The organism is Lutispora saccharofermentans (assembly GCF_024363565.1).
Classification (GTDB): Bacteria; Bacillota; Clostridia; order Lutisporales; family Lutisporaceae; genus Lutispora; species Lutispora saccharofermentans.
Map to the genome: position 1 here is coordinate 83630 of NZ_JAJEKE010000004.1, position 25093 is coordinate 108722.

19 protein-coding genes are annotated in these 25093 nt (G+C 40.8%); all 19 read right to left on the reverse strand.

The window, feature by feature from the left end:
* Positions 1–921 carry an ABC transporter permease gene (locus tag LJD61_RS06700; protein ID WP_255226757.1) on the reverse strand — a complete coding sequence of 307 codons (921 nt, stop codon included), beginning with the start codon at positions 919–921 and terminating at the stop codon, positions 1–3.
* 65 nt (positions 922–986) lie between these two features.
* A complete protein-coding gene (locus LJD61_RS06705; RefSeq protein ID WP_255226758.1) occupies positions 987–2573 on the reverse strand; it encodes an ABC transporter substrate-binding protein in 1587 nt (528 codons plus the stop codon).
* A 254-nt stretch (positions 2574–2827) separates the two neighbouring features.
* Positions 2828–3643 (reverse strand): tetratricopeptide repeat protein, encoded by an 816-nt coding sequence (locus tag LJD61_RS06710; RefSeq protein WP_255226759.1) that lies wholly within the window; start codon positions 3641–3643, stop codon positions 2828–2830.
* Between the two features lie 19 nt (positions 3644–3662).
* On the reverse strand, positions 3663–4661 hold the full coding sequence (locus tag LJD61_RS06715) for a dipeptidase (protein ID WP_255226760.1): 999 nt from the start codon (positions 4659–4661) through the stop codon (positions 3663–3665).
* Between the two features lie 223 nt (positions 4662–4884).
* On the reverse strand, positions 4885–5082 hold the full coding sequence (thiS, locus tag LJD61_RS06720) for a sulfur carrier protein ThiS (protein WP_255226761.1): 198 nt from the start codon (positions 5080–5082) through the stop codon (positions 4885–4887).
* Positions 5083–5097: 15 nt separating this feature from the next.
* The gene (locus tag LJD61_RS06725; RefSeq protein ID WP_255226762.1) at positions 5098–7269 is read right to left on the reverse strand and encodes an aldehyde ferredoxin oxidoreductase family protein; all 2172 of its coding nucleotides are present in this window, start codon (positions 7267–7269) and stop codon (positions 5098–5100) included.
* 42 nt (positions 7270–7311) lie between these two features.
* Positions 7312–7704, reverse strand: a complete 393-nt coding sequence (locus tag LJD61_RS06730; RefSeq protein WP_255226763.1) for a 4Fe-4S binding protein — start codon at positions 7702–7704, stop codon at positions 7312–7314.
* Between the two features lie 65 nt (positions 7705–7769).
* Entirely contained in the window at positions 7770–9608 is a 1839-nt protein-coding gene (locus tag LJD61_RS06735) for an N-acyl-D-amino-acid deacylase family protein (RefSeq protein ID WP_255226764.1), read from the reverse strand.
* 104 nt (positions 9609–9712) lie between these two features.
* Positions 9713–11341 (reverse strand): L-glutamate gamma-semialdehyde dehydrogenase, encoded by a 1629-nt coding sequence (gene pruA, locus LJD61_RS06740; RefSeq protein ID WP_255226765.1) that lies wholly within the window; start codon positions 11339–11341, stop codon positions 9713–9715.
* 6 nt (positions 11342–11347) lie between these two features.
* The gene (locus tag LJD61_RS06745; protein WP_255226880.1) at positions 11348–11794 is read right to left on the reverse strand and encodes an Lrp/AsnC family transcriptional regulator; all 447 of its coding nucleotides are present in this window, start codon (positions 11792–11794) and stop codon (positions 11348–11350) included.
* Positions 11795–11987: 193 nt separating this feature from the next.
* Positions 11988–14327, reverse strand: coding sequence for a beta-propeller domain-containing protein (locus tag LJD61_RS06750; RefSeq protein WP_255226766.1), 2340 nt, complete (start codon positions 14325–14327; stop codon positions 11988–11990).
* A 113-nt stretch (positions 14328–14440) separates the two neighbouring features.
* Complete coding sequence (pruA, locus tag LJD61_RS06755) at positions 14441–16069, reverse strand: L-glutamate gamma-semialdehyde dehydrogenase (protein WP_255226767.1); 1629 nt, start codon at positions 16067–16069, stop codon at positions 14441–14443.
* Positions 16070–16522, reverse strand: a complete 453-nt coding sequence (locus LJD61_RS06760; protein WP_255226881.1) for an Lrp/AsnC family transcriptional regulator — start codon at positions 16520–16522, stop codon at positions 16070–16072.
* A gap of 556 nt (positions 16523–17078) precedes the next feature.
* The gene (locus tag LJD61_RS06765; RefSeq protein WP_255226768.1) at positions 17079–18452 is read right to left on the reverse strand and encodes a tryptophanase; all 1374 of its coding nucleotides are present in this window, start codon (positions 18450–18452) and stop codon (positions 17079–17081) included.
* Between the two features lie 275 nt (positions 18453–18727).
* Positions 18728–20425, reverse strand: a complete 1698-nt coding sequence (locus LJD61_RS06770; protein WP_255226769.1) for a methyl-accepting chemotaxis protein — start codon at positions 20423–20425, stop codon at positions 18728–18730.
* A gap of 132 nt (positions 20426–20557) precedes the next feature.
* The gene (locus LJD61_RS06775) at positions 20558–21916 is read right to left on the reverse strand and encodes a sigma-54 interaction domain-containing protein (protein ID WP_255226770.1); all 1359 of its coding nucleotides are present in this window, start codon (positions 21914–21916) and stop codon (positions 20558–20560) included.
* 74 nt (positions 21917–21990) lie between these two features.
* Positions 21991–23073 (reverse strand): M24 family metallopeptidase, encoded by a 1083-nt coding sequence (locus LJD61_RS06780; protein ID WP_255226771.1) that lies wholly within the window; start codon positions 23071–23073, stop codon positions 21991–21993.
* 112 nt (positions 23074–23185) lie between these two features.
* Positions 23186–23746: a helix-turn-helix domain-containing protein gene (locus LJD61_RS06785; RefSeq protein WP_255226772.1), complete on the reverse strand. Its 561-nt coding sequence runs from the start codon at positions 23744–23746 to the stop codon at positions 23186–23188.
* 12 nt (positions 23747–23758) lie between these two features.
* Positions 23759–24859 carry a M24 family metallopeptidase gene (locus LJD61_RS06790; protein ID WP_255226773.1) on the reverse strand — a complete coding sequence of 367 codons (1101 nt, stop codon included), beginning with the start codon at positions 24857–24859 and terminating at the stop codon, positions 23759–23761.
* Positions 24860–25093: the final 234 nt, after the last annotated feature.

Sequence of the window (25093 nt, forward strand, 5' to 3'; positions counted from 1 at the left end):
TCAATCATACTTAACTCTAGGGTCAACTACTGCATACAATAAATCGGTTATAAGATTCATTATTACAAAGGTTGCAGATATGACCAAAATAGTACCTTGCACAACAGGGTAATCCCTCTTTAAGACTCCATCAACCATCAGCCGTCCGATACCCGGTATTGCAAATACGGTTTCAACCAGTGCAGAGCCGGCCAATAATCCTCCAAATCTCAAGCCGATTACTGTAACTACAGGAATCAACGCGTTTTTAAAAGCGTGTAGATAAATTATTATTCTTTCCGGTACGCCTCGTGATCTTGAGGTCCTGATATAATCCTGCTTCAATACTTCTAACATGGCAGATCTTGTGGTCCTCGCCATGATACCTACAGATTGAGTGCCTAAAGTTATTATAGGCAGCACATAGTGAGCCGGAGACCTCATGCCTATGCTGGGAAACCAACCCAAATACAGGGAAAAAACCAGCATAAGAAGTAAAGCCAAGAAGAATGAAGGAGTTGAAACGGAAAGCAAGGACAATACCATAATAAAATTGTCCATAAACTTATTATGATTTACCGCAGCAATGATACCAAAAATTACTCCCAGTATTGTTGCCACGATTGTACCTCCTATAGCAAGCTTTAATGTATAAGGATATTTATTCAATATCTCTTCCAAAACAGGCTTTCTCGTGTGTATAGAAACACCCAGATCGCCATTGAAAACACCTTTTACAAACCCAATATATTGCTTATATAGGGGCTGATCAAGACCCAGCTTGATTCTTGTGGCCTCCACTACCTCTTCAGGTGCATTTATACCCAGCATATTCTTAACCGGATCTCCCGGTATCATATGGAGCATCAAAAACACCACCAATGATATTACAAAGAGAACAGGGATTATTTGCAGTATTCTTTTAAATGTATATCCCAGCATTTAAAAACCTCCCATATTATGAAAGCAGTTAAAACTGCTTTCATAATATATTAAAATTTACTTATTTATTTCTCTATCGTTGCCTTTTCAAAAGTTATCGTGCTTATAGGACTTACTGTTACATCCTTTAATTTGCTTGAATGTGCAAGGTTTGTAAGCTGATCGAACAGCCAAATTCCAGCAGGATCTTCAAGATAAAGTATCTCTTGTGCTCTCTTGTATAATTCTTTTCTCTTTTCCGGATCTGTTTCTTTCATTCCTGCATCTATAAGCTCGTCAACTTCTTTGTTGGAATAGAAGCCATAGTTTCTATCATTTTTACCGGTTAATGTTGTTGTGTATAGTCCTCTCAGCCCACCGTCAGCATCCATCATAGAGGGACCTGCACCCATTATGAACAATGGTGCATCAAACTCTTTTGCGGTTATTCCATCGATGGTCTGTAAAAAAGCACTCCATTCCATTACTTGTATCTCGGCCTCTACGCCTACCTCTTTAAGCTGAGAAGCAATAATTTCAGCCAGTTCTACACCCTTAGCATATCTTTCTGTAGTAACAATCTTTGTTTTGAATCCATTTGGATAGCCCGCTTCCGCCAATAGCTGTTTTGCCTTTTCTTTATCTTGCTTTATCTCCCCTAAGTTAGCATAACCCCAAGTTACAGGTGCCAAAGGAGCTGTTGAGGGATAAGATAGTCCCGGGAACAAAGAGTCTATTATAGCCTGTCTGTCCACAGCATAAATCAAAGCTTGTCTTACCTTTGTATTGCCCACGATTGAATCGTTGCAGCCAAATCTGAATAATCTCTGTCCTATGGATTTTGCTTTGTATACGCTTAAGCCATCAATGCTCTCGAGCCTCGGTACTTCATTTGCAGGTACACCCTGAATAGCATCTACCTCTCCTGTTTCAAGAGCTATAACCCTTGCTGCAGCTTCAGGTATTGGTCTGTATACTACCTTCTTAGTCAAAGCTTTATCTCCATAGTAATCATCATGGCTTTCTAAAACCAATTCCTCATCTCTTGTCCATGAAACTACCTTGTATGGGCCTGTACCATTGATGGATTCAGCATTGGAGCCAAGGTCCATTCCATATTTCTCAATATAAGCAGGATCCATTATCGCCAAGGACATATTGCACATCAATGCCATCATAGCCCCGTAAGGCTCTTTTGTTGTAATGCTTACTTTATATTTGTCAACCACTTCTACCTTTTCAAACATCTTAACAATCTCGCCTACTACTAAGCCGTTTGAAGGATCCATTGCTCTATCATAAGTACCTTTTACAGACTCTGCAGTCATTTCTGTTCCATTGTGGAATTTTACGCCTTCTTTTAGTTTAAAAGTCCAAGTTTTCTGATCTTCGGACACTTCCCAAGAATCGGCCAAATCGCCTGTTATTTCTCCATTAGGGCCAAACTTCAAAAGTGTATTGTAAAGCATCTTTACTACTTGCTCAGAGGTTGTATCATTTTGTACATGAGGATCTAAAGAAGCAGCATCTGTATTGGGAGCAAATACTATAGTGTCTTTAAATCCTTTTTCTTCTTGAGGAGTTTCCGGCACAGCAGCAGGTGCCGGCTTGGCACATGCTGCCAAAGATAAAGTCATCGTTAATACCAGCATGAATGCTAAAAATTTCTTCATTAAGATTTCCCCCTTATATTTTTATAATCTATTGTAGAACCCATACTTATGTATATTTTGACATCCCCTCCTTTTCTGGCTATCAAGTTTACACTATGATGAGCTTTATTTAGATGCCCAATAGCTGTTATCATCTTCTAAGCATGCTATCCCATATGCCCAACCTCCGGGCCTCGTCATATAGGAGCGACATGTATAGAAAATTGCTCCTTCACCTGGAGATCTCAGCTCTTCTAGTACTTCAAAAGCCTCATTTAAATTCCTCCCCGCGCTTCATAATCCACTACGGCTGCTTGATAGCCGAATGCAGACCAAAAGGCATCCTTTTGAAGAATTTCTTCTAAAATCTTATTGGATTTTTCCAATTCGCCTTTAAGATAATAATAGTTTGCAAGCCCGTAGCCTTGAGTGGCCATTTCTAAATCCGGGAATTCCGCTCCTTCAAAGTCGATAAGCTCATCCGGCTTTATTAATCCTTTATACATCAAAACTCTACGCTTGTAGGATAGATTTTCTCCCGGATCCGTATCCTCTGTAACCAGATACAAAAGCTCGTCTGCTTCCTCTTGCTTTCCCAATCTCATAAGCGTCATCCAATACCAATCTACTATAGCTACTACCAATTCATCAGAATGAGTCATTTCAAGGCATTTCTTATATGCGGCTTCAGCTCTCTCAAAGTCTCGTATCAGGTAATAGGCGAGACCCAAATGATACCATGTATCCCAGTTGGTTGGGTCAAGCCTTGAAGACAGCTCCAGATCAGCTGCAGCCTCATGAAACATCCTGACGGATATGAATCTATGTCCTCTGTGCCTTAGTGTCAGCGCATGAAAAGGATTAATGCTAAGTGCCATGGAATAAGCTTCTATTGCCTCTCTGAAAAGCATTTGTTTTGACAAAGCTAAGCCTTTTTCCATCCAAAGCTCTACGCTTTTGGGATCTTCCTTAATTTTTCCTTCCATCTCCAATACTTCGGCGGAGAGGGGCAAATCAGATCTTTTCAGTAAAATCTGGGTTTCCTTGTCTGCTCTATCCTTTGTCACTGACAAATGTGCAAACTTCGCCATTTCAAATTCCTCCTAAGCTTTATTTCCAAACGCTTTGTATTACCCTTCTAAAGTTTCCTCCCAGGAATTTTTCTATATCACTTTCTTTATAGCCCCTTACCTTCATAGCTTCTACCACATTTTTAACCTCACCGGCTCCTTTAAACCCGATTGCATGTCTTACTGAAGGGTGAACTCCTACCTTCGCATTGTATTCTCCTACTACGGCAGGATAAAGAGTAGCCTGCTCAGTGGTGCCTGAAGCATCTTCTCCGTCATCTATGGTACAATCTCCTCCGAAACCTACATGATCGATTCCCACAAGCTTAACGGCATAGTCTACATGATCTAAATAATCATCCATTGAAGGCTGCTTCCCCTTTTCCTTCTTCCAGCATAGAGGACCCCAAGGAGACAAACCAATAACTCCGCCCTTTTTCGCAAGCAGGATTATTTCTTCATCTGTTCTGTTTCTCGGAGATTCGGTCATGCTTCTGATGCATGCATGCGAAAAAACTACCGGCTGCTTGCTTGCCTCTATGGCAGCTAAGGCTGTCAATTTGCTGCAATGAGATAAGTCCACAATCATCCCTAGCTTGTTCATTTCCTCAATAAGCCTTGCTCCAAAATCTGTCAGGCCTCTATCTATAGTTTCCGTGCATCCGGTACCGATGTAATTCGCTTTGTTGTATGTAAGCTGTACCACTCTTACACCTAATTCATATAATGCCCTAAGATTATCTAGAGAGTTTTCAATAGGATGAGGATCTTGGAAGGCTAATATTATTGATCTTTTACCTGCTTCAGCTCCCTCCTCAATATCCCTAAGAGTTCTTGCAACTTGTATTTTTTTCTCCTCAATATCCGTAAGATTATAAATATTGCCTATAGCTTTTATTGTCTCGGTAAAGCCTTCACCTGACTTAGGCAAGGTAAGAAAGAAAGCATCCAAGCCTGAATCGGCTACTTTTGAGGAGCAGCCTTTAAAATCACCTTCAACAAAAGCACAGCCATCGATAACCAAACAATTATTTATCATTTCATTACACTCCCCTTTTATATTTACAAGCTTTTATATGTAATTAAGCAATTAACATGCCAACATTCTAAATTTTTAGAATTTGTGGCTATTTACAATATTGAGACAACTCTTTTTATATTTTTATACTCCTATAAATCAGTTGTATTATGTCGATGCTTATGTCAAATTTGTAAACATGCGTTGCATATGTAAACGACATAGCTCGACATAATACGCTATTTTATCCCCCTGCTATAGGGTGAATTATGTTAATATCATCGCCATCTCTAATTCGTGTTTCTTCGTATTTTTCCTTGGGTACCAGCTCACCGTTAACCTTTACCATCAAGGTAGGAAAGCTGTATTTCAAATCCTTTATGAGGCTCTTAAGAGTCATGCCTTCATAAAAATCCATATTTCTATGGTTGACCCTTATCATTTATACCACTCCAAATTAATGCTTCTCGATAAGCCTGATAACTTCAGGAAAATCCATCCCAAGCTTTTCCATTAATTCTACAGAAGGAATTCCCTTTTCCGTCCATCCCCTTCGCTTATATACAGCATCAACAAGCTTTTCATACTGTTCATATTTATATTTCCTCAATGCTTCTATTTTTTCCGCTGTACTCATCTCTTCAGGTTTTAGCCCCAAAATATTTTCCAACTGCTTGTCATACCTTTCTTCCCTGGATAGATATTCTTCCTCTGTAACAGGTCCCATGGAACGATACGGAGGTATATCGTGTTCTCTGGTTCCAAATCCCATCTTAAGGTTAAATACCCTTTGGAAATTATACACACGTTCTGATTGCAGGAGCATCTCTTCTTTATCTATGTTTTTTCCCGTAACGCTATTAAAAAGTTGAACATAATTTTCAACATGCTCAGGAACCTTTGCCGGCTCATCGGTCATGTGATTGTCGGCAGGCTCCACATCATTCCAAGGCAGCTTGCATAGGCCGTTCAAGCCAAACCAAGTTCTGAATATAGGAAAATAGTGAAGAGCTTCAGCCTTATCCTCAAAGGTAGGTATCTGATTGTTGACCATATCCATGAATATAAGCCAGGCTTCATCATGCTGAGGACCTTTATTGGCTAATGCATACCCTCCCTGCTGTGCCAATGATTCTTTAGACACATATTGAGAATATTCCAAGCCCTTCACTTCCATGCCTATATCGTTTAAAAATTTCGGATCGGCTCCGTAGCTCTCAGTTAAAAGCTTCTTAATACGCCTGATTCCTTGACCTGCAATCTTACCAAAGCCCTTACCCTTTGCCATTTGATGAAGAACTTCCATGGCAGCATCTCCATTGCCGAAATTTAATTCAATACCTCCGGTTATATCTTTGTTTATTATGTTGTTTTCATAGCACTCCATCAAAAATGCCATAGTAGTGCCAAAAGATATAGTGTCAATACCATAAGTGTCACAATAGAAATTACACTCCATAATATAATCCGGATCAAATATTCCGCAATTGCTTCCTACTCCTCCTACTGTCTCATATTCCGGTCCGTCAACTACAACCTTGTGGCCTTTATAGGGTCCTGTCTTTAGTTCATAATCTTGAGCTGCCTTGGCACAAGCCATAGAACATCCGTGCCAGCAGCCGTCCGGGGAGCCTTGTACCACTTTTTTCACCAAGACCTTGGAATCTATTTTCCGGGAATCTTTATGGGAGCCGTATTTAAAATTATGAACAGGCAGAAGATCATAATCATCCATTATCTCTACCAAGTGGGCAGTGCCTATTTCTCTCATCCTGCACTGATCCTTGTCAAGCTCCTTTATTTCCCTGTGAAGCTTCAGGCCCAGTTCTTTTATCTTTTCGACATCTGCAGGATTGTTGCTGTCGCCCTTCACCCCTTTGTATCTCACTACAACTGCCTTGATTTTTTTATTTCTGAATACCGTTCCTATTCCGCCTCTGCCTGCTTGTTTAAGTCTTTGGACTTTTTTTCTTTTGTCATAAAAGCTGAAATTCAATACTCCCAGCAAGGTATGCTCTGCTGCTTCCCCTGCGCTTACTATAGATATGTTCCTCTTATCCTCTTCAGATTCTGCAAATATTTCTGTCAGTTCTTCTGCAAGTATATGACTGTTCAGCGACTCCAAAGGAGCTTCGTAAATTTCAACGACCCCCTTGTTTCCATCTATAAGAATAACAATATCCTTTTCAGCCTTGCCTTGAATCTCAAGGGCATCCCAGCCTGAAAACTTCATGAGGGGTCCAAAATGCCCTCCCACATTGCTGTCTATAACTGAGCCTGTTGTGGGGGATAGACTGACTACCAGAGACTTTCCCGCACCCGGATATTGGGTAATGCCGCCTATAGGACCCGGTGATATTACTATTTCATTTTCCGGATCATCCCATTTGGTAGTGCTTTTTACTGCATTCCACAGATACCAAAGCCCGAAGCCCTTGCCTCCAATAAATTTCTCTTTTATTTCTTCGGGAACTTCCTTAGCCTCTATAATATTGTCCGATACATTGATATATAAGGTTTTATTTGCGTAGCCTCTTTGTATCTCTCCAGGGGTGTATTCATATCTTTTTAACAGCTTGTGAGCCTCTTTAATTTTTTCAACGTTGTCTTTTACACCTGTTACATTCATCCTCTAACCTTCCTCCTGTTCATAATTCATAAATATATTTTCCTAATCTATATTTTTCAATTCGATTGCCTTTGTGGGACATTGCTTGGCGCATTGACCACAAGCAATGCATTTGAAAGGCTCTAAAAACTCCTTATGTATTCTCATGGAGAGGGTAGGACAGAATCCGACACACATAAGGCAGCCTACGCACTTTTCCTTGTCAATCATTACAACACCATTCTTCGCCCTGTATATGGCCAGTTCGGGGCATATTCCTATACATTCCCCGCATTGACTGCATACATTTATTACTTCGCCCTTTTCTCCCGGCTCATCATATATTTTTATTGAGGATTTTTCTCTGTCACCGGATTTAAAAAAGGTTTGGGCACAAGTTTCCTCGCATATGTGGCATTGTATGCATAACGTTTCATCTTTTTGTAGAAATTTCATAACATTCACCTCATCATTAATTTGTTTATGGCTTTAAGCTGTTAAGCAGCAATGGGCTCCCTTTTTTATTGCTTTTTTAAAACTTTTCCTGCTCTGATTCCTGTACAGCCTTTCTTATCAAGGACTAGCTCACCATTAACTACTACATACTCTATTCCTTCCGGATATACTCTTGGCTCTATATAATTTTCATTGGTTTTTAAACTATCCATATCTAAAACAACTAAATCAGCATAATTGTTTTCTAATACTTTACCTCTCCCCTCTATATTCATAAAATCAGCGGGAAAGCCTGTTATCTTCCATATGGTCTCCTCAATAGTATCCATACCGTATTGAAGTATATATTTGGGAAAAGCACAGTAGGTATGTGGGTGAGGCAATAGTTCTGCTATCTCTGCATCATTCCCGTAAAGCCCGACCAGATCAAAGGCATATGTGTCAGTGCACACACTTGCTCTGTCATGCTTCAGAAGAGTCTTAAATTCTTCCTCAGATTTTCCATTTCTTCTTATCATGATGAATGGCTCCTCCAATAGCAATTGCATAACGGCTTCGACAGGCTCCATATTCTTTTCAATGGCTATATCGTTGATGCTTTTTCCTATATAACACTCCGATTCGCTCTTCGTAATAAAAATTTTGTTCTGCCACCATGGATCTGATTTGCCGCTTAGAGGATACCATTCTCCATCCCTTAAAAGTTTTACCAGCTTATTTCTGTAGTCCTTTGCCTTCAAGTTTGTAATGAATTGGTCCAATGAACCTGATTGTTTTATCCAAGGGGTAAAATATGATGCAAGATAGGGATTTATACAAATGCCGCCGCTGACACCGGGTATTACATCGAAGGCAACGTCAGCTCCTTTTTCTATATAGCTGTCTATAACCTCCAATGTAATTTCTGATGCATGCCTGTCCATCTCTGGATTCTCCGGATATATTTCAAAGCCTGAGGTCAGGTGTGATATCTCAGTCTTAACCCCTGTTTCAAGGGCTATCTCAAGAGCTTCAACAATGCCTTCAAGCTTATTTGGCCTTGCCGATCCAGCTATCCTCAAGCCGGTTCTTCTCCAATGGGTGAAGTAATATCCGCCAAGCTCTTTTATATGATTGACGAATTCAATGATCTCCTCTTTATCCGCGGATGCACTAGGCGGATAGTCTCTGCCTGTCGACATACCCCAAGCCCCGCTTTCCATAGCCTCCGTGAGATGCTCCTTCATTTTAGCCATTTCTTCTCTTGTAGGCTTTCTCATATAATCAAGCCCCATGACATCAGCTCTTATTTGGCTATGACCTGCCAAAGTGATCATGTTGCAGGCCATGCCTTTTTTCTCAACCAGCTTTATGTATTCACCAAAAGACTTCCATTCTACGGCCTGTCCTGTCTTATCCTTGACCACAGGCAGCACTTTATCTACCGGCTGAACTGTCTGAGGAGAGTATATAAAAGGGTCAATATCATTCCACATGTCATATTCCCAATATTTTCTCATCCAGTAATTATTTATAGGAGCATTAGAATCACCGCACTGGCCTCCAATAAAAGTCGTAATTCCTTGTCTTATATAGCTTTCACAGTCAGGATATAAGAAGGCTGAACAATCTGCATGTGAATGAGTGTCTATAAAGCCGGGTGTAACATACCTGCCCTCTATATCTATGACATTCTCCTTCTGGTCAATTTCCCCTATTTTTACTATTCTGGAATCTATGATGCCTATATCTGCCTTATATGCTTTTTTCTTTGTTCCATCAATTATAGTTCCATTTTTTAAGACTAGGGTAAACATCCAACACATCCCTTTCCTATATATTTGTTTCAATGAAATAATATTGTCTTTATCATCAGCAAGCTTAATGCCAATTTTATAATTAATCACGAACCCTTCTGCTTCCATAGCCTGAATGCTCCTCAAAAAAAGCTTAGACAAAAAAACGAATAAGAAATGTTTACTTCTTAAACATTTCTTATTCGTTTATGTCCATATATTTTACTAAAGCATTATTCTATATTATCCGAATATCTGTAATCATTAACCTGATTAAAATTATCCTTTATGACTCTGGGGCTTATCCACCTCATCATATTGAATATGCTTCCTACCTTATCATTGGTGCCTGATGCTCTGGCACCGCCAAAGGGCTGGAGACCTACCGATGCGCCGGCAGTCTTATCATTTATATAGAAGTTGCCTGCCGTATGCATCAATTTATCCTCCACCTCAGCTATAACATATCTGTCCTTGGCGAATATAGAACCTGTCAAGCCATATTTCGTTGTGCTCTCGCATAAATCTACCGCATAGTCGAATCTTTCATCCTCATAGACATATGCAGTCAGCACAGGTCCGAATATTTCCTCTTTTAAGGTCCTAAAATCAGGATTGTTGGTTAGTATGAAGGTCGGCTCTATAAAATAGCCTTTTGAATCATCACACTTGCCGCCGGCTAATATCTCTGCATCGTGAGAATTTTTAGCATAATCTATATAGCTCTTTATTTTATCAAAGGAAGCTTGATCTATTACTGCTCCTATAAAATTGCTGAAATCCTCTACATCACCAACTTTTATTGTTGATATTTCTCTGATCATTTTTTCCTTTACCTCAGGCCATAGGCCCTTTGGTATATAGCATCTGGAAGTAGCAGAGCATTTTTGTCCCTGCAGTTCATAGGCACCCCTTATCAATGCAGCCACAAGAGTATCTACATCAGCAGAGGCATGAGCTAATACATAATTTTTGCCTCCTGTTTCTCCTACAAGCTTTGGAAAGCTTCTATAGTTTTGTATATTATCTCCCACAGCTTTCCACATTTCCTGGAAGGTATCTGTAGAGCCTGTAAAATGTATCCCTGCAAGATTTGGATCTTTGAGCACCACATTTCCTATTTCGCTGCCGCTTCCGGGAAGAAAATTGATCACTCCATCGGGAAGTCCGGCTTCTTTGAACAGCTGGTATACTATATAAGAAGAATAAACTACATTGGAAGCAGGCTTCCATATAACCGTATTTCCCGCCATAGCCGGCGCTGCGCTTAAATTGCATCCTATTGCCGTAAAATTAAAGGGCGTAACGGCAAATACAAAGCCGTCCAAGGGTCTGTATTGTGTCCTGTTCCAGCTGTCTCTGGTTGATATAGGCTGCTCGCTGTATATTTTATACAAGGAGCTTGCATTGCTCTTTAGAAAATCTACAGACTCACAAGCTGCATCTATTTCTGCTTGGAAATATGTCTTGCTCTGAGTAAGCATTGTAGCAGCATTTAATCTGGCTCTCCAAGGGCCCGCTGCCAACTCTGCAGCTCTGAGAAATATGCCCACCCTATGCTCCCAGGATAATTTCTCCCATTTCTTTTTTGCCGAAAGCGCAGCATCAATGGCCATCTCAGCTTCTTTCTTTCCCGCTTTATGATAAATTCCTATAACTTTTTTATTATCATGAGGTACTATGCATTTTCCCGTATTACCGGTTCTTATCTCTTTTCCTCCAATAACTATAGGAATATCAAGCATTTGCTCTCTCATTTCCTTCAACGTCTTCTTAAGCTCAGCTCTTTCCTTGCTTCCCACAGCATATTCCCGCACCTTTTCATTCTCAAAGCCAATTTCTTTAATAACGCCATTGTTCATCTTTCTCTATTCTCCCTTCGATTTTACTATATGATCCATTTTTGATAGTATTAACATGGTAAGGGTTTCAGTGACTCCGTCCATTTTTAATATTTCATCGTGCAAGGCAGTAATATTTTCTGTGTTGTGGGCCCTAATCTTTATCAGGAGACACCATTGTCCGGTTATTCGGTAGCACTCTTCTATGGTAAGTCCATCCACCCTTATATTCATAATTTTCTTCATCAGGGACTCAAAATCAGAGGTTTTGGCATTTATAAATATTAAAGCATTCAGCACCTGGCCCGCTTTGCACCAATCGATATAAGCCTTATAGCCCCTGATAATTCCGCTCTGCTCAAGCTTATTGACTCTCTGATGTATCGCCGGTCTCGAAATGTTAAGTATCTTACCTAGTTCCTCATGAGTCATCCTTCCATTCTTCTCTAATTCTTTTAGAATTTTAAGATCCATATCATCCACGCTGACACCTCCCGTTACTATATTGTGCTAATTATATATTTATTTAATCATTTAGTCAATTATATAGCTAAAATAACTACTATTCGTAATTAATTTCAGTTTACTTAAAGTAATTTTAATAAACAAAATACAACACTCTTTGCAAGTGTTGTATTTTGTTTATTAACTCTATTCTTATTTATCCCTAAGGTATCAAAATCTCTCCTTTTTGCTTCAGCGTGTTTATATCATTGGCCTTTATCATTCCCTTTGATACCGTATACAGATCATCTTTAATATAGAGTATCCTATCTACATTCTTGCTGCTGTCATACCAGCTGCCGCCGGATTTTTTGTATTCCTCGTCGCTTATATGGCTTATTTTGCCTCTCAGCTTGAATCCGTTCACCAGATCTATATTATATATATAAGCTCCCTGGAAGGCGAAGCTGCCATATGCAGGCATTCTATTTTGCCCTATACCCTTGTCTCCATCTTCCACTTCCATTACTGTCACTGGAAATGCCATAAGGTTTTTCTCCTTTGAGAACAGCAGTGCCTTATGATTATTCAAAAGCTCGGAGCTTGTGCCCCTATCTCCTATTTTTTCTGTAAACATTTCTTTAGGATTGTTAACGTCGGTTACATCAAATATGGCTATCTTCATTCCCAGATAATATGCCGTCCTTCCGGTTTCATTGCCTTTGCTATCTTTATGCACCACTTCTACAGAGTCCTTGCCGAAGCCTATTATGTGATTCTCGTCATAGGGATGGAGATAGTCGCTGTACCCCGGAATTTTCAGCGCTCCTAATATCTTTGGAGCCTTGGGGTCCTTCAAATCTATCACAAACAGGGGGTCAACAGTTTTGAAGGTTACCATGTAGGCTCTGTCGCCCATAAATCTTACGGAATATATTTTCTCACCGGGAGCTATATCTTCAATGCTCCCCACAGTTTTCATGCCGCCGTCCAATACATAGAGATTGTTCTTTGAGGTGCCCTCGTCATCTCTCCATATGTCACCTTTGGTAGTAGCTATTCTGAAATAACCATTATCTTCATCCATGGAAAATTGGTTGAGAATATTTCCCGGCACGCTGCCTTTCCCTGTATAGACCAGTTTGCCTTCATTTAAAGCAAACCTGTGTACCAAGGTTTCTCTATCATTATAATCAGGCACAAATTTCGTCGGATTGGCTGAGTCATATATCACGGGATTTTTAGGCTCAGCAACATGCTTTGTCAAAGCCACATACAAATTTCCCGTAGATGCATATATATTTTCTCCGCCACCAAGATAGGTGGATACATTTGCCCCTTCCTTCGGCCTCCCCAGATCCAATCCGGCAACTATGAGATAATTGGATGCCACGCAGTCCGGGAAGTACGCGATTTTATCATAAGGAATATTTACAAACTCCTGACCTATTGCACTGTCTTTATAGGAGGGCGTGTCATTTTCCTGTCCCGAATTCATTATGCGATAATAGTTGAAATACTTGTTGGATACAAGATAGAGCTTATCTTCTATTTTTCTTGAAGAAAGATAACTGCCTTCCAGTTCTATCTCTCTTGATTTAGCGATGCTGCTTTTATCCTTTATGTTATATTCAATAAGCTTTACCGTATTATAGGAATATCGGGGAGGGTATATGGATTTCTTCTTTTCCATAGGTCTGGCTATGGGTATGTTGTTATTGGAACTGCCTATTACTATCAAACGCTCTTTATCTACATAAAGCTCCATGGGATATAAATTTTCTTCTCCCATTTTTAAGGTTTTAATGATTTTCATTTCATTTGAAGGATATATCCTTGCGATGACTATTCTGTCATTGTTCACCTGATAGAGATATTCCCCATCTGTTTTCACTACATCGGCTTCATCCACACCCTGGACCTGAACATTCGTACCCGAAAAATCCGAAGACTCGGATTTTGATTCCTTCATCTTATTAGAAACAGCTTTCCCCGCTGCTTCTGCAGCCTGCGGTGCAGCACCGGCAGCCTGTACAGCCGTATCATTTACAGTTCCTCTTATTACGCCTTCGTTTTCGGCCGCATAATCATAATTTCCGACTCCGGCCTCATCCAAAAGCTTTTTAAAGTTTTCCAGACTTCCTACCACCGGCAGCTTTTCCGGCACCGCTTCCATCACTGCAAAATTCATTTTTAAAGCTTCACCGATAGGTTTTCCACTGCTGTATCTGACATTTTTGCTTATGTAGAGTGTATAAGCCTCTCCTCTTTTATATTCAGCCAAAGGTTTTATTACCAATGTTTTACCATCCTTATCCAAGGCTCTGTCTATTGGCAGCTTTGTGCCATTGGAATCCTTTACCCATATATTTGCCCTGGTCAAAGTGTTTGCCGCCAGAGGAGCGTCAAAGGGCACCTTCAGCACCTCATCAACAGCGACGCCTTTCATTTCCGGCAATTCCCTGTATACCTCTTCTTTCGCAAAGGCTATGATTGTCACCGTCATAGAGATTATTATCAGCAGTATCAAAGAATTTCTCATGAATTTCTCATTGCCGCACATATTATAACACCATCCTTTATTTGGTATTCTTTATAGATTAGACGGATTTCATGCATTATAGTTCCTGTTGATGAAAAATACAGCGGGGATTTTCACCTCCGCTGTATTTACCGTTATTCTATATTATTTTCATACCTATAGTCCAGTACATAATCGAAGTTTTCTTTGATCACTCTGGGGCATATCCATCGCAGCATGTTAAGCTTGCTGCCGGCTTTGTCGTTGGTTCCTGATGCCCTGCTTCCTCCGAAAGGCTGTTGCCCCACTACTGCACCGGTAGGCTTATCATTTATATAAAAATTGCCGGCAGTATGCATAAGCTCTTCTTCCATTTTGACCAATGCATATCTATCCCTTCCAAATATTGCCCCGGTCAAACCGTATTGAGATGTCTTGCCGCACAGCTCCAATGTATCTTCAAAAGCTTTATCCTCATATATATACAAAGTGACTACAGGGCCGAATATTTCCTCCTCCATGGTTTTGAAATGAGGATCCTTAACAACTATAACCGTAGGCTCTATAAAATATCCTACAGAATCATCGCAATTTCCGCCGGAAATTATTTCAGCTTCTACTGAATCCCTTGCATAGTCTATATATCCTTTTATCGCATTGAAAGAATGCCTGTCTATCACCGCACCCATGAAATTGTTGAAATCCTCTACATTTCCTGCTTTTATAGTGCCAAGCTCCTCTATGAGCCGGCCCTTCAATTCCGGCCAAAGGCTTTTCGGTATATATCCCCTGGAAGCTGCAGAGCATTTCTGCCCCTGATACTCAAAGGCACCTCTTATTATGGAAGCAGTCAAAGCTTCCACATCGGCAGAGCTATGGGCAAATATATAATTCTTGCCTCCCGTTTCCCCTACAAGCCTGGGGAAGGTCCTGTATAAATCCAGCCTGTTTCCTACGGTTTTCCACATATCTCTAAAAACTTCTGTTGACCCGGTAAAATGTATCCCCGCGAGATTCTCATCCGCTAGTACCGCATCTCCTACATTGCCGCCTTTGCCCGGTATAAAGTTTATGACTCCGTCAGGAAGCCCTGCTTCCTGAAGAAGCTTGAACACCATATATGCAGAGTATACCGCATTAGAAGCGGGCTTCCATAATACCACATTGCCTGAAATGGCCGGAGCGGCTGCCAGATTACAGCCTATAGCCGTAAAATTAAATGGCGATACGGCGAATACGAATCCCTCAAGGGGCCTGTACTCAGTCCTGTTCCAGCTGCCTTTTAAAGACATGGGCTGCTCGCCATATAGTTCATAAAGGCATCGGACATTATATCGTAAAAAATCCGTCAGTTCACAGGCCGAGTCTATTTCTGCCTGAATAAAGGTCTTGCTCTGGCATAGCATTGTAGCAGCATTAAGCTTCGCCCTCCATGATCCCGAAGCCAACTCTGCAGCTCTCATAAAAATTGCCGCTCTATGCTCCCAGGGAAGCCTTTCCCAATCCTTTTTGGCCTCAAGAGCTGCATTGACGGCCATTTTTACTTCAGCTTCATCTGCCATATGGTATTTGGCTATCACCTTTTTGTTGTCATGAGGCATTATACATTGACCTGTGTTTTCGGTCCTTATTTCTCTGCCTCCGATTATCAAAGGTATTTCCAGAATTTCCTCTTTTAAGTCTTTCAAAGCCTTTTTCAGTTCTTCCCTTTCCCGGCTTCCGGGTAGATACTCCAAAATCTTCTCATTCTCAAACTCCATCACTTTCGACATAGAATTGCTCATTTAATCCTTCCTCCCTGTATTAATTTGACCTTTACTCATTTCCGACAATATCAACATGGTAAAGGTTTCTGTCACTCCTTGCTTTTTTAATATTTCATCATGCAAACATGTTATTTGTTTTGCCTCGATAGTCCTGATCCTCAGCATTATGCACCACTGTCCCGTTATCCTGAAGCATTCCTCAATATCCAAACCTTCAATCTTGATATTTACTATTTCATTCATCAGGCTATTGAAATCCGATGTTCTGACATTAATAAATATCAGGGCTCTCAGAGCTTGTCCCGCCTTGCTCCATTCAATGACCGTCTTATAGCCTTTGATAACCCCTGATTGCTCCAGCTTTGAAACCCGCTGATGTATGGCGGGTCTGGAAATATTGAGCCTTTTGGCCATTTCCTCATGGGTTATTCTCCCCTCATTTTCCAATATTTCTAGTATTTTTATATCCATGTCATCCACTAAAATCACCCCTTTACTTACTATGATAAATATTTCTATTATTTTTTCAACTTAAAGTTCATTATTTATCATAAATACTACTTTTCGTAACATTTATAGACTAACGAATAGTTACCAAAATACTCAAAAAATAAATAGGGCATCGAAAAAATTTCCAACGCCCTATTCTATATATAACGCATTAAATATTTTACAAAAGTAAATTTATATTAACTGATAAAGGAGTGCTTTGTGAAGGAGCTTAGAGTTTGTTAGCGAAGTATAGGACAAGTTGCGTCAACTGTTTGAGCCAAAGCGAGTTTTGACGCAACCCTATGCAAGCTTACAAAGTCTTAGCTCTGGAGCATTCGCAATCGTTATCAGTCAATTTGAACGAGACTTCATTCAGAGGGGATTCAACCCCCACTGAATGTTAGTCGAGTCCATACTGGACTTAGCCGCTCTTGGCACCCACCGCCTATAGAGGTGGGGGGCTTAGAGCGGGTTAGTTCAGTGATAAAAACTATGTAGCGTATTTATTGCAACTTATATATCATTTAAGCTTCTGCTATTTTACCGGTCTAAGCCTTGCTGTGAAGTGTCTGAGAACCTTGGGCTCGTATTCTATCTCAAGACCCTTTATCTCTGATGCCTTATCCTTCAAAGCAATGAGGCAATCAGCGATGTAGTCCATATGGTTATCCGTATATACTCTTCTCGGGATCGTCAATCTCAAAAGCTCCATATCCGCTTCTCTCTGCTCTCCCGTCTCAGGATCACGGCCTAGCAGGAAGGAACCTACCTCCACGCCTCTTATTCCGCCTTCTATATAAAGAGCATTTGCCAGGGCCTGAGCCGGGAATTGATAGTAGGGAATATGGGGCAGCATCTTCCTGGCGTCTACGAATATAGCATGACCTCCGGGAGGTGTCTGAATGGGTATGCCTCCTTCCATAAGCCTCTTTCCAAGATACTCCATCTGGCCTATTCTGTATTCCAGATAGGCTTCATCTATTCCTTCATAGAGACCCACCGCAAGAGCTTCTATATCTCTTCCGGACAATCCGCCATAGGTGGGGAAGCCTTCATAGGGAACCGTTATGGATCTTGTGCTTATATAAAGCTCTTCATCATCCTTTATTCCTACAAGTCCGCCCATGTTCACTATAGCATCCTTCTTGGCGCTCATAGAGAAGCCTTCTGCATAGGAAAACATCTCCTTTACTATTTCCTTGATTGACTTCTTTCCATAGCCCTCTTCCCTGGTCTTTATGAAATAAGCATTCTCGGCAAATCTGGCTGCATCTATAAATACTCTCACGCCATATTTACGGCATATCTCGCTTACGGCTCTCATATTAGCCATGGATACGGGCTGACCTCCCGCACTGTTGCATGTGATGGTCATGATTAGGAAAGCTATGTTCTCTACTCCTCTGGTCTTTATATAATTTTCAAGCTTTTCTAAATCGAAGTCACCCTTGAAAGCATATGGAGTTGTAGTGTCAAAGGCTCTCTCATGGATCAGGTTTACTGCATGGCCTCCTGCCAATTCTATATGAGCCATAGTAGTGTCAAAATGCATGTTTCCCAGAACATCCTGTCCTTTTTTTATCATCTGTGGAAATAGTACCTGCTCCGCGCCTCTGCCTTGATGGGTTGGTATTATATATTTGTAGCCGAAAATATCCTGAGCTGCTGCTTCCAGTCTATAAAAGCTCCTGCTTCCTGCATAGGATTCGTCTCCCATCATCAGGCCTGCCCATTGCCTGTCACTCATGGCGCCTGTACCGCTGTCAGTAAGTATGTCTATGAAAATCTCTTCAGCTTTCAGGGAGAAAGGATTGTAGCCGGCTCTTTCCAGCGCCTTCACTCTTTCTTCCTTGGGAATAAGGTTTATAGGTTCTACCATCTTAATCTTGAAAGGTTCCGGTTTTCTCATTTTTTTACCTCCTCATTTTTTTATAATTCATATTATATACTTGCAAGGCTTATGCCAGATCTCAAACCTTATCCATCATAACATCTTTCCTTGATTTTCAACGGTTTGCCAAGATGCCGTTACAGAAAAGCAGAGTTATTTAGTTTATATGATTTAATTTTTGTCCCAAAAAAACACATTGAGAATCATGTTTTGTATCATAAATATACAATATAATTAAGAGTTTCAATATTGTGTATACTTATGATACAAAATACTGAAACCCCATTATTGCTTTATATCTTGAATCTATGCACTAATTCTTTTAAGCCTTCCGCCATCTTTGCCTGGCTGCGAGCTGATTCTACCAGTTCTTCTATAGCCTCCACACTTTCGCCGACAGTAGCAGAGATTTCTTCCGTGCCCGCCGCAGACTGCTGGGCGATGGAGGATACATTTTGTATGGATGCGCTTACTTGGTCTATAGAGCTTGACATCGTATTAACTGCTGATGAAATTTCTTCGGACATCCTGTTAACAAATTCAGCATCTTTCCTGTACTGCTCCCCGGTGCTTATCAATAATTCATAGCTTGGCTTCATTTCGTCCGACATATAGTCGAGCACTTCCTGAGCGCCTTTAGACAGGTTTTCAAAAGCATAGTGAACCTTTTCAACCATATTATGTATGTTAGCTACTGCTTCACCGGACTGCTCAGCCAGCTTTCTTACCTCATCCGCCACCACGGCAAAGCCCTTTCCTGCCTCTCCTACCCTTGCAGCTTCAATAGCTGCATTTAACGCCAGAAGATTGGTCTGAGAAGCAATGCTTCCTATAGAGTCCGCCATGACTCTCACTTCTTCAACTACACGTCCTTCTTCTATAGCCTTTTTTATGTTTGCATGCTTTTCTTCATAAATAGCGCTGCCTCTCTCAATAGCTTGTCCCGATTTATCCTTAATAACAAGAGCCCTTTCCTGTATCTCTCTGGCAGAGCTTTTGGCTTCTTCTGCTTTGCTCTGAAGCTGAACAGCAGCGGCACTTATTTCCTCCGTAAAGGCATTGACCTCTTGAGTGGTTGCACTCAATTCCTCTGCTCCTCCCGTGATCTCTTCCACGGATTGGTTTATTCCTTTCATTCTTCCGGAAGCCTCAGCAATGGTTTCTTCAAATTTCAGAGTTTCACTCGCTACAACACCGGTAGTGTTGTTTACTTCTATGATAAGACTTCTCAGATTGGCAATCATTTTATTATATGCGGTGCCGATCTTTCCTACCTCATCATTGCTCTTTATGGCCAATTGAGATGTCAGATCACCTTCATTGCCTGACAGCTCAGTCATTTTAACGGATATCTCGGTAAGCCTTGAAATTTTTTTGTTCATCATGATAAAAGTAAAGAGTATGAATGCTACTAATAAAATCGAGGTGATGATAATAACCTTAAAAAGGAAATTGGTTTGAACCATTATTTCTGCAGTATATGCCTCGGCTTCTTCGTTAATCTTTTTTTGGAATAATTCGAGATAGCTCATCATTGCCCTGATATTTTCCTGATAGCTGGAATTATTGACCATAAACTTAGCTGTTTCTATATCCCCTTCTTTATAGAGGTCTAAAGTCTTCATTTCCATATTTAACAGATTCTTAGATATGGACAATGCGTTTTGCAGATAATCCATGCTTTCTTCTGAAATATTCAGTTCGGTGAGCCTGTCAAAGATCTTCTCCTGAGTTTTGGTTTCATTGACTTCTGTCATATAGTTAGTGTAGCTTGACTCTAATCCGTACTCCACATAAGCTCGAATCTTGTCCGTCTTATAATTAGTAGCCGTAATCAGATCAGCTGCCAATCTCAGCATTTCAGTTTGCCTGGTTACAGCATTCCTCTCATTTGCAATGCCGTTATTAAAGAAATAAATACTGCCTCCTACCAATACAGACAAAATGATAAATACCGCGCTTGTTATTTTCAAGAATTTTGATATGTTCATTATGTCACCCCTTACAAAAATTTGCTAAGTTTATTGTTAATAGTTAACAAAGCAGTTGTATTCTCATATACTTCAACACGATATGACAAAATCCTCCTTTTTATGAATAATTTCTTTAATTTATTTGTCATATCAGTTGATATTATATTTTTCCATTTTTCTGTATAGGCTGGCTCTTGATATATTCAGCACATCGGCAACCTTTGACTTGTTTTTATATTTTTCCATGGCTTTTTTTATGGCATCGGCTTCTATTTCCTTTATTGTAGGGAAATGATCATTATATTGAAGGTTTAGCTGGCTGCTGCTTTTTATATCATGCTCCGCTATATATAAAGGCAGATCCTTCTTGGTGATTATTCCGTCTTCATCCATAACCACAGCCCTCTCGATTATGTTTTCCAGTTCTCTTATATTCCCCGGATAATCATAGCTGTTCAGTATTTTTAAGGCATCCTCTCCTAGGCTGACCTTTCTCCCGGTTTTTTCCCTCATTTTGCCCAGCATGTTATCTATGTAATATATTATGTCTTCCTTTCTTTCCCGCAGAGGAGGAAGGGAAATCCTGATGACCTCCAATCTGTAAAACAGGTCTCCTCTGAATTTGCCGGAAGCCACCAATGTCCTCAAATCCTTGTGAGTGGCTGCAACTATGCGCACATCTATGGGTATGAGCCTGCTGCCCCCCACCTTCATTATTTCTTTATTTTGAATCACTCTAAGTATTTTTGATTGAAGAGCGATATCCATATCTGCTATTTCATCCAATAGCAATGTACCGCCCGATGCCATCTCAAAATATCCGGGATGCCCTCCTTTTTTTGCTCCGGTAAAGGCTCCTTCTTCGTAGCCAAACAGCTCGCTTTCCAGCAGATTAAAGGGTATAGAGGCGCAATTTACCGCCAAAAATGGTTTATCCTTGCGAGGGCTATTTTTGTGGACAAATCTTGCAAGAACCTCTTTGCCGGTGCCGCTCTCGCCTTCTATGAGCAGATTTGAATCTACCATACCGGCCTTGAGCGCATATTTCAGCGCTTCCTTCATCGCCTGGCTTTTGCCTGCCACAAAGTCGCTCATATCTTCATTTACCTTATGAAGCTTGCCATAAAGCTGCTTTATAGTGGTATTTGCATATTCCAGCTTGTCTGTAAGCTGCTTTATTTCCGTGATATCCCTGAATATAGAGATGACGCCTATAATCCGTCCACCATCCATTATAGGAACTATATTGGAGATGACATTGGCGTCAAATACATGAGTTGTAATGTCTATTAGTTTTTGCCCTGTTTCCAATACCCCGAGCATGCCCGAATCAGGAACTATATCCTGCACATACTTGCCCAGGAAGTAGCTCTTCTCCTTCTTGGTTATTCTTGTATTGGAATTGTTGACATAAACGACGATGCCTCTATGGTCTATGATGGAAATGCCATCATGGAGGCTTTCGAAAATGAATTCCTTATCCCTTATAATCCTTTCCAGCTCTTTCATTTTATCACCTAATTTACCATTAATCACTTTTAGTATAATATATATGGAAAAGGATGTCTAACCAAAGCATCTGCTTATAGCTCGATCAATTTCTTTGTCGCATGAGTAAGAATCTCACAGCCCTCTTCCTTTACCAGCACAGTGTCTTCTATCCTGACTCCGCCCCAGGAGGGAAGATATATGCCGGGTTCAACGGTGAGCACATTGCCTGCAGCCAGATATTCTTCACAGCTTGTGGACATAAAAGGCAGCTCATGTATTTCCAGTCCTACTCCGTGGCCCAGACCGGTACCGAAGTATCTACCGTAGCCTGCTTCCTCGATAACATCTCTTGAGGCCTTATCCACCAGCTTGCCAGGCACACCTGCTCTTACAGCTTCCAATCCCCTTTTCTGTGACTTTGCAACTATATCATATATTTTCTTCTGATCATCAGTAGCCTTGCCGACACAAATCGTCCTTGTCATATCACATTTGTATCCCTGTACCTGAGCGCCAAAATCAAAGGTGACGAAATCTCCCGCCTCTATCAGCTTATCGGAAGGTATGCCATGGGGCAGTGAGGTTTTAACTCCGCTGATCCCTATTATGTCAAAGGCTATTTCGTCGGCGCCGTTTTTCTTCAATATATATTGAAATTCCCTCTCAATATCCTTTTCGGATAAGCCCGGTTTAATATAGCCCAATAGCTCTTCAAAGGATTTATCCGAAATATCGCATGCCTTCCTTATTAAAGATATCTCATCCTCATCCTTTATCTTCCTTATTTCTTCCACCAGTCCCGAAGCCGGTATCAGTTCAATCCCTTCCAATGCCTCTTTAAGCCTCGTATAGAGATCATAGCTGATCACAGCCCCTTCAAAGCCCAGCTTCTTTATTCCCCATTTTTCGCTGAGGGTAAGCAAGGTCTCCGCCAATGATGGATATGGGTTTCTCCATCTCACAACTTCATAGCCGGTGCATTCCTTTTCTGCCTGCTCCGTATATCTGGAGTCAGTAATAATAGCTCGTTTTTCAGGTGCTAACAGCAAATATGAGTCTGAATTGGTAAAGCCGCTCAGATACCTGATGTTGGCATCCTTTTGAAGGAATATACCATCCAGTCCCTCCTTCTGCAGTGATTTTAAAAGCTTCTCCGCTCTTTGTCTTGTATCCATATTTGTCACCGTTCTTTTTAATTTATAACATTATGCTTATTGATCCCTTTGCTTGTGCCGCAAGCCTTGCCCCATGCAAATCCTCCTCAAATCAGCACAATATATTACTATCCTATAAATCAAATATTCTGGGAGTATTAACAGACAGAAGCTTAACAAGCTTATTGGTCCTATTTCTCCAGGTATGGGGCTCTGCGGCTTTATAATGAGCGCTGTCTCCCGGATACAAAATATATTCTTCCTCACTATAGCAAAGAGTCAGAATTCCCTCCAATACATAAACAAATTCTTCTCCTCCGTGAGGAGCTTTAGCCGGTGCCGCTATATCATCACCGGGCAAAATAGTTGCCAACATGGCTTCCATGTTTCTGTCAGTCATATCTGCCGATAGGTTAGAAAATATAAAGCTGCTTTTATCAAGCTGAAAATATTCCTGTTCATAGCTCTTCAATACTAATGAACGGCTTTTTTTAGGCGGAGTAAAAAATATGGACAAATCCACCTCCAAAGCCTCTGCTATATTTTTCAAAGACAATATGGCAATGGAGGTAAGGCCTCTTTCCACCTGAGACAAAAAACCCACAGAGAGATCAGTTTTTTCGCTCAAATCCTTTAAGGTCATGCCTTTTTCATTTCTTATCTGGTTTATTTTCTGCCCTATCTCTTCTTTCATCTTTATACTCCTCTATAATATGGTCATATTCCTGTCGGAATTATTAAATACCCTTGAACCTTCTCCGTCAACCATCACTATATCTTCAACCCTCATGCCAAACTTGCCCGGTATATATATGCCCGGCTCGATGCTGAAGCACATGCCCGTTTCCAATACTTGCTTATTCCCGCTTTTTATATAAGGGGCTTCATGAACAGCCAGGCCTATGCCATGTCCTGCCCTGTTTATGAAGTATTGCCCGTAGCCTTCTTTTGATATGATATCCCTGGCTGTTTTATCCACCTCTTCAGCGGTTATCCCTTCCCTTACCGCTTTTTTTGCTTCAGTAGTCGCTCTCAGGCATATTTCATAGACCTTCTTTTGCTCCTCTGTGGGCTCCCCTATGAATACTGTTCTGGAAGTATCCGAGCAATACCCCTTATATCTGCATCCAAAATCCAATACAACCAGATCCCGCTTCTCTATTATTCTCTTGTCGTCATTATAGTGGGGCTTGGAGCTGTTTGGGCCCGAAGCCACTATGGGATCAAATGAAAGCTCTTCTCCTCCCAGCTCTATCAGCAGCTCTTTTATCTTATTGGCAATCTCTCTTTCCGATACGCCGGGTTTGATAAACTTCACAATTTCCGCAAAGGTTTTGTCCGCTATTTCTCCGGCCCTGGCCATATACTGAGCTTCTTCCTCATCTTTTCTCAGCCTTAGCTCTTCAAATATCATCGCTTCGTTCACATATTCAGCCTTTATAAAGCTCTTCATATCGATGAGATCGACAGCTCTGACGCCATCATTGACCGCTATGATCCTTCCGTTAAGCCCATAATCTGCCTGCGCCTTCTCAAAGCATCCCAGGGGCCCATCCCCATCAGACCAGATATAAATATGGGCTTTATCTCCCAAGGCTTCTCTTACTTCTTCATAATACAGCTCGGGACATATGAAGAACCATCTTCCGTCGGACAAAACGTAAAATCCCCTGAATCTCTCATCCGAAAAAGGCTTTATACCTGCAAGGTATTCTACATCGTGACTGGGTCCCATAACACAGGCATCCGCCCCATGTCCCCGAAGCAATTCTGCCATCCGTTCCAGCTTTGTCATGTTGAGCATCATCGTCACCCTCCACAATATAATTTTTACGAGTATATTCTATATATATTAAAAATTTCCTGCAATATTTACATATAACTTAATTTTTTACAAACATAAAATTTTTAAAATCGAATTTATACCGTTCATATGCCTATAAATCCGCAAATAGTTTTATATAAGTGATGTTTATATATACTAAAACAAAAAGGCTGCTGCATAACGGATTCAACCTGTCATTCCGAAGGAGCAAAGCGA

Excerpts from the sequence above, each read along its gene's own strand:
- LJD61_RS06700 (WP_255226757.1), bottom strand. The coding sequence starts at position 921 with ATGCTGGGATATACATTTAAAAGAATACTGCAAATAATCCCTGTTCTC.
- LJD61_RS06705 (WP_255226758.1), bottom strand. The coding sequence starts at position 2,573 with ATGAAGAAATTTTTAGCATTCATGCTGGTATTAACGATGACTTTATCT.
- LJD61_RS06710 (WP_255226759.1), bottom strand. The coding sequence starts at position 3,643 with ATGGCGAAGTTTGCACATTTGTCAGTGACAAAGGATAGAGCAGACAAG.
- LJD61_RS06715 (WP_255226760.1), bottom strand. The coding sequence starts at position 4,661 with ATGATAAATAATTGTTTGGTTATCGATGGCTGTGCTTTTGTTGAAGGT.
- thiS (WP_255226761.1), bottom strand. The coding sequence starts at position 5,082 with ATGATAAGGGTCAACCATAGAAATATGGATTTTTATGAAGGCATGACT.
- LJD61_RS06725 (WP_255226762.1), bottom strand. The coding sequence starts at position 7,269 with ATGAATGTAACAGGTGTAAAAGACAACGTTGAAAAAATTAAAGAGGCT.
- LJD61_RS06730 (WP_255226763.1), bottom strand. The coding sequence starts at position 7,704 with ATGAAATTTCTACAAAAAGATGAAACGTTATGCATACAATGCCACATA.
- LJD61_RS06735 (WP_255226764.1), bottom strand. The coding sequence starts at position 9,608 with ATGGAAGCAGAAGGGTTCGTGATTAATTATAAAATTGGCATTAAGCTT.
- pruA (WP_255226765.1), bottom strand. The coding sequence starts at position 11,341 with ATGAACAATGGCGTTATTAAAGAAATTGGCTTTGAGAATGAAAAGGTG.
- LJD61_RS06745 (WP_255226880.1), bottom strand. The coding sequence starts at position 11,794 with ATGGATCTTAAAATTCTAAAAGAATTAGAGAAGAATGGAAGGATGACT.
- LJD61_RS06750 (WP_255226766.1), bottom strand. The coding sequence starts at position 14,327 with ATGTGCGGCAATGAGAAATTCATGAGAAATTCTTTGATACTGCTGATA.
- pruA (WP_255226767.1), bottom strand. The coding sequence starts at position 16,069 with ATGAGCAATTCTATGTCGAAAGTGATGGAGTTTGAGAATGAGAAGATT.
- LJD61_RS06760 (WP_255226881.1), bottom strand. The coding sequence starts at position 16,522 with ATGGATATAAAAATACTAGAAATATTGGAAAATGAGGGGAGAATAACC.
- LJD61_RS06765 (WP_255226768.1), bottom strand. The coding sequence starts at position 18,452 with ATGAGAAAACCGGAACCTTTCAAGATTAAGATGGTAGAACCTATAAAC.
- LJD61_RS06770 (WP_255226769.1), bottom strand. The coding sequence starts at position 20,425 with ATGAACATATCAAAATTCTTGAAAATAACAAGCGCGGTATTTATCATT.
- LJD61_RS06775 (WP_255226770.1), bottom strand. The coding sequence starts at position 21,916 with ATGAAAGAGCTGGAAAGGATTATAAGGGATAAGGAATTCATTTTCGAA.
- LJD61_RS06780 (WP_255226771.1), bottom strand. The coding sequence starts at position 23,073 with ATGGATACAAGACAAAGAGCGGAGAAGCTTTTAAAATCACTGCAGAAG.
- LJD61_RS06785 (WP_255226772.1), bottom strand. The coding sequence starts at position 23,746 with ATGAAAGAAGAGATAGGGCAGAAAATAAACCAGATAAGAAATGAAAAA.
- LJD61_RS06790 (WP_255226773.1), bottom strand. The coding sequence starts at position 24,859 with ATGATGCTCAACATGACAAAGCTGGAACGGATGGCAGAATTGCTTCGG.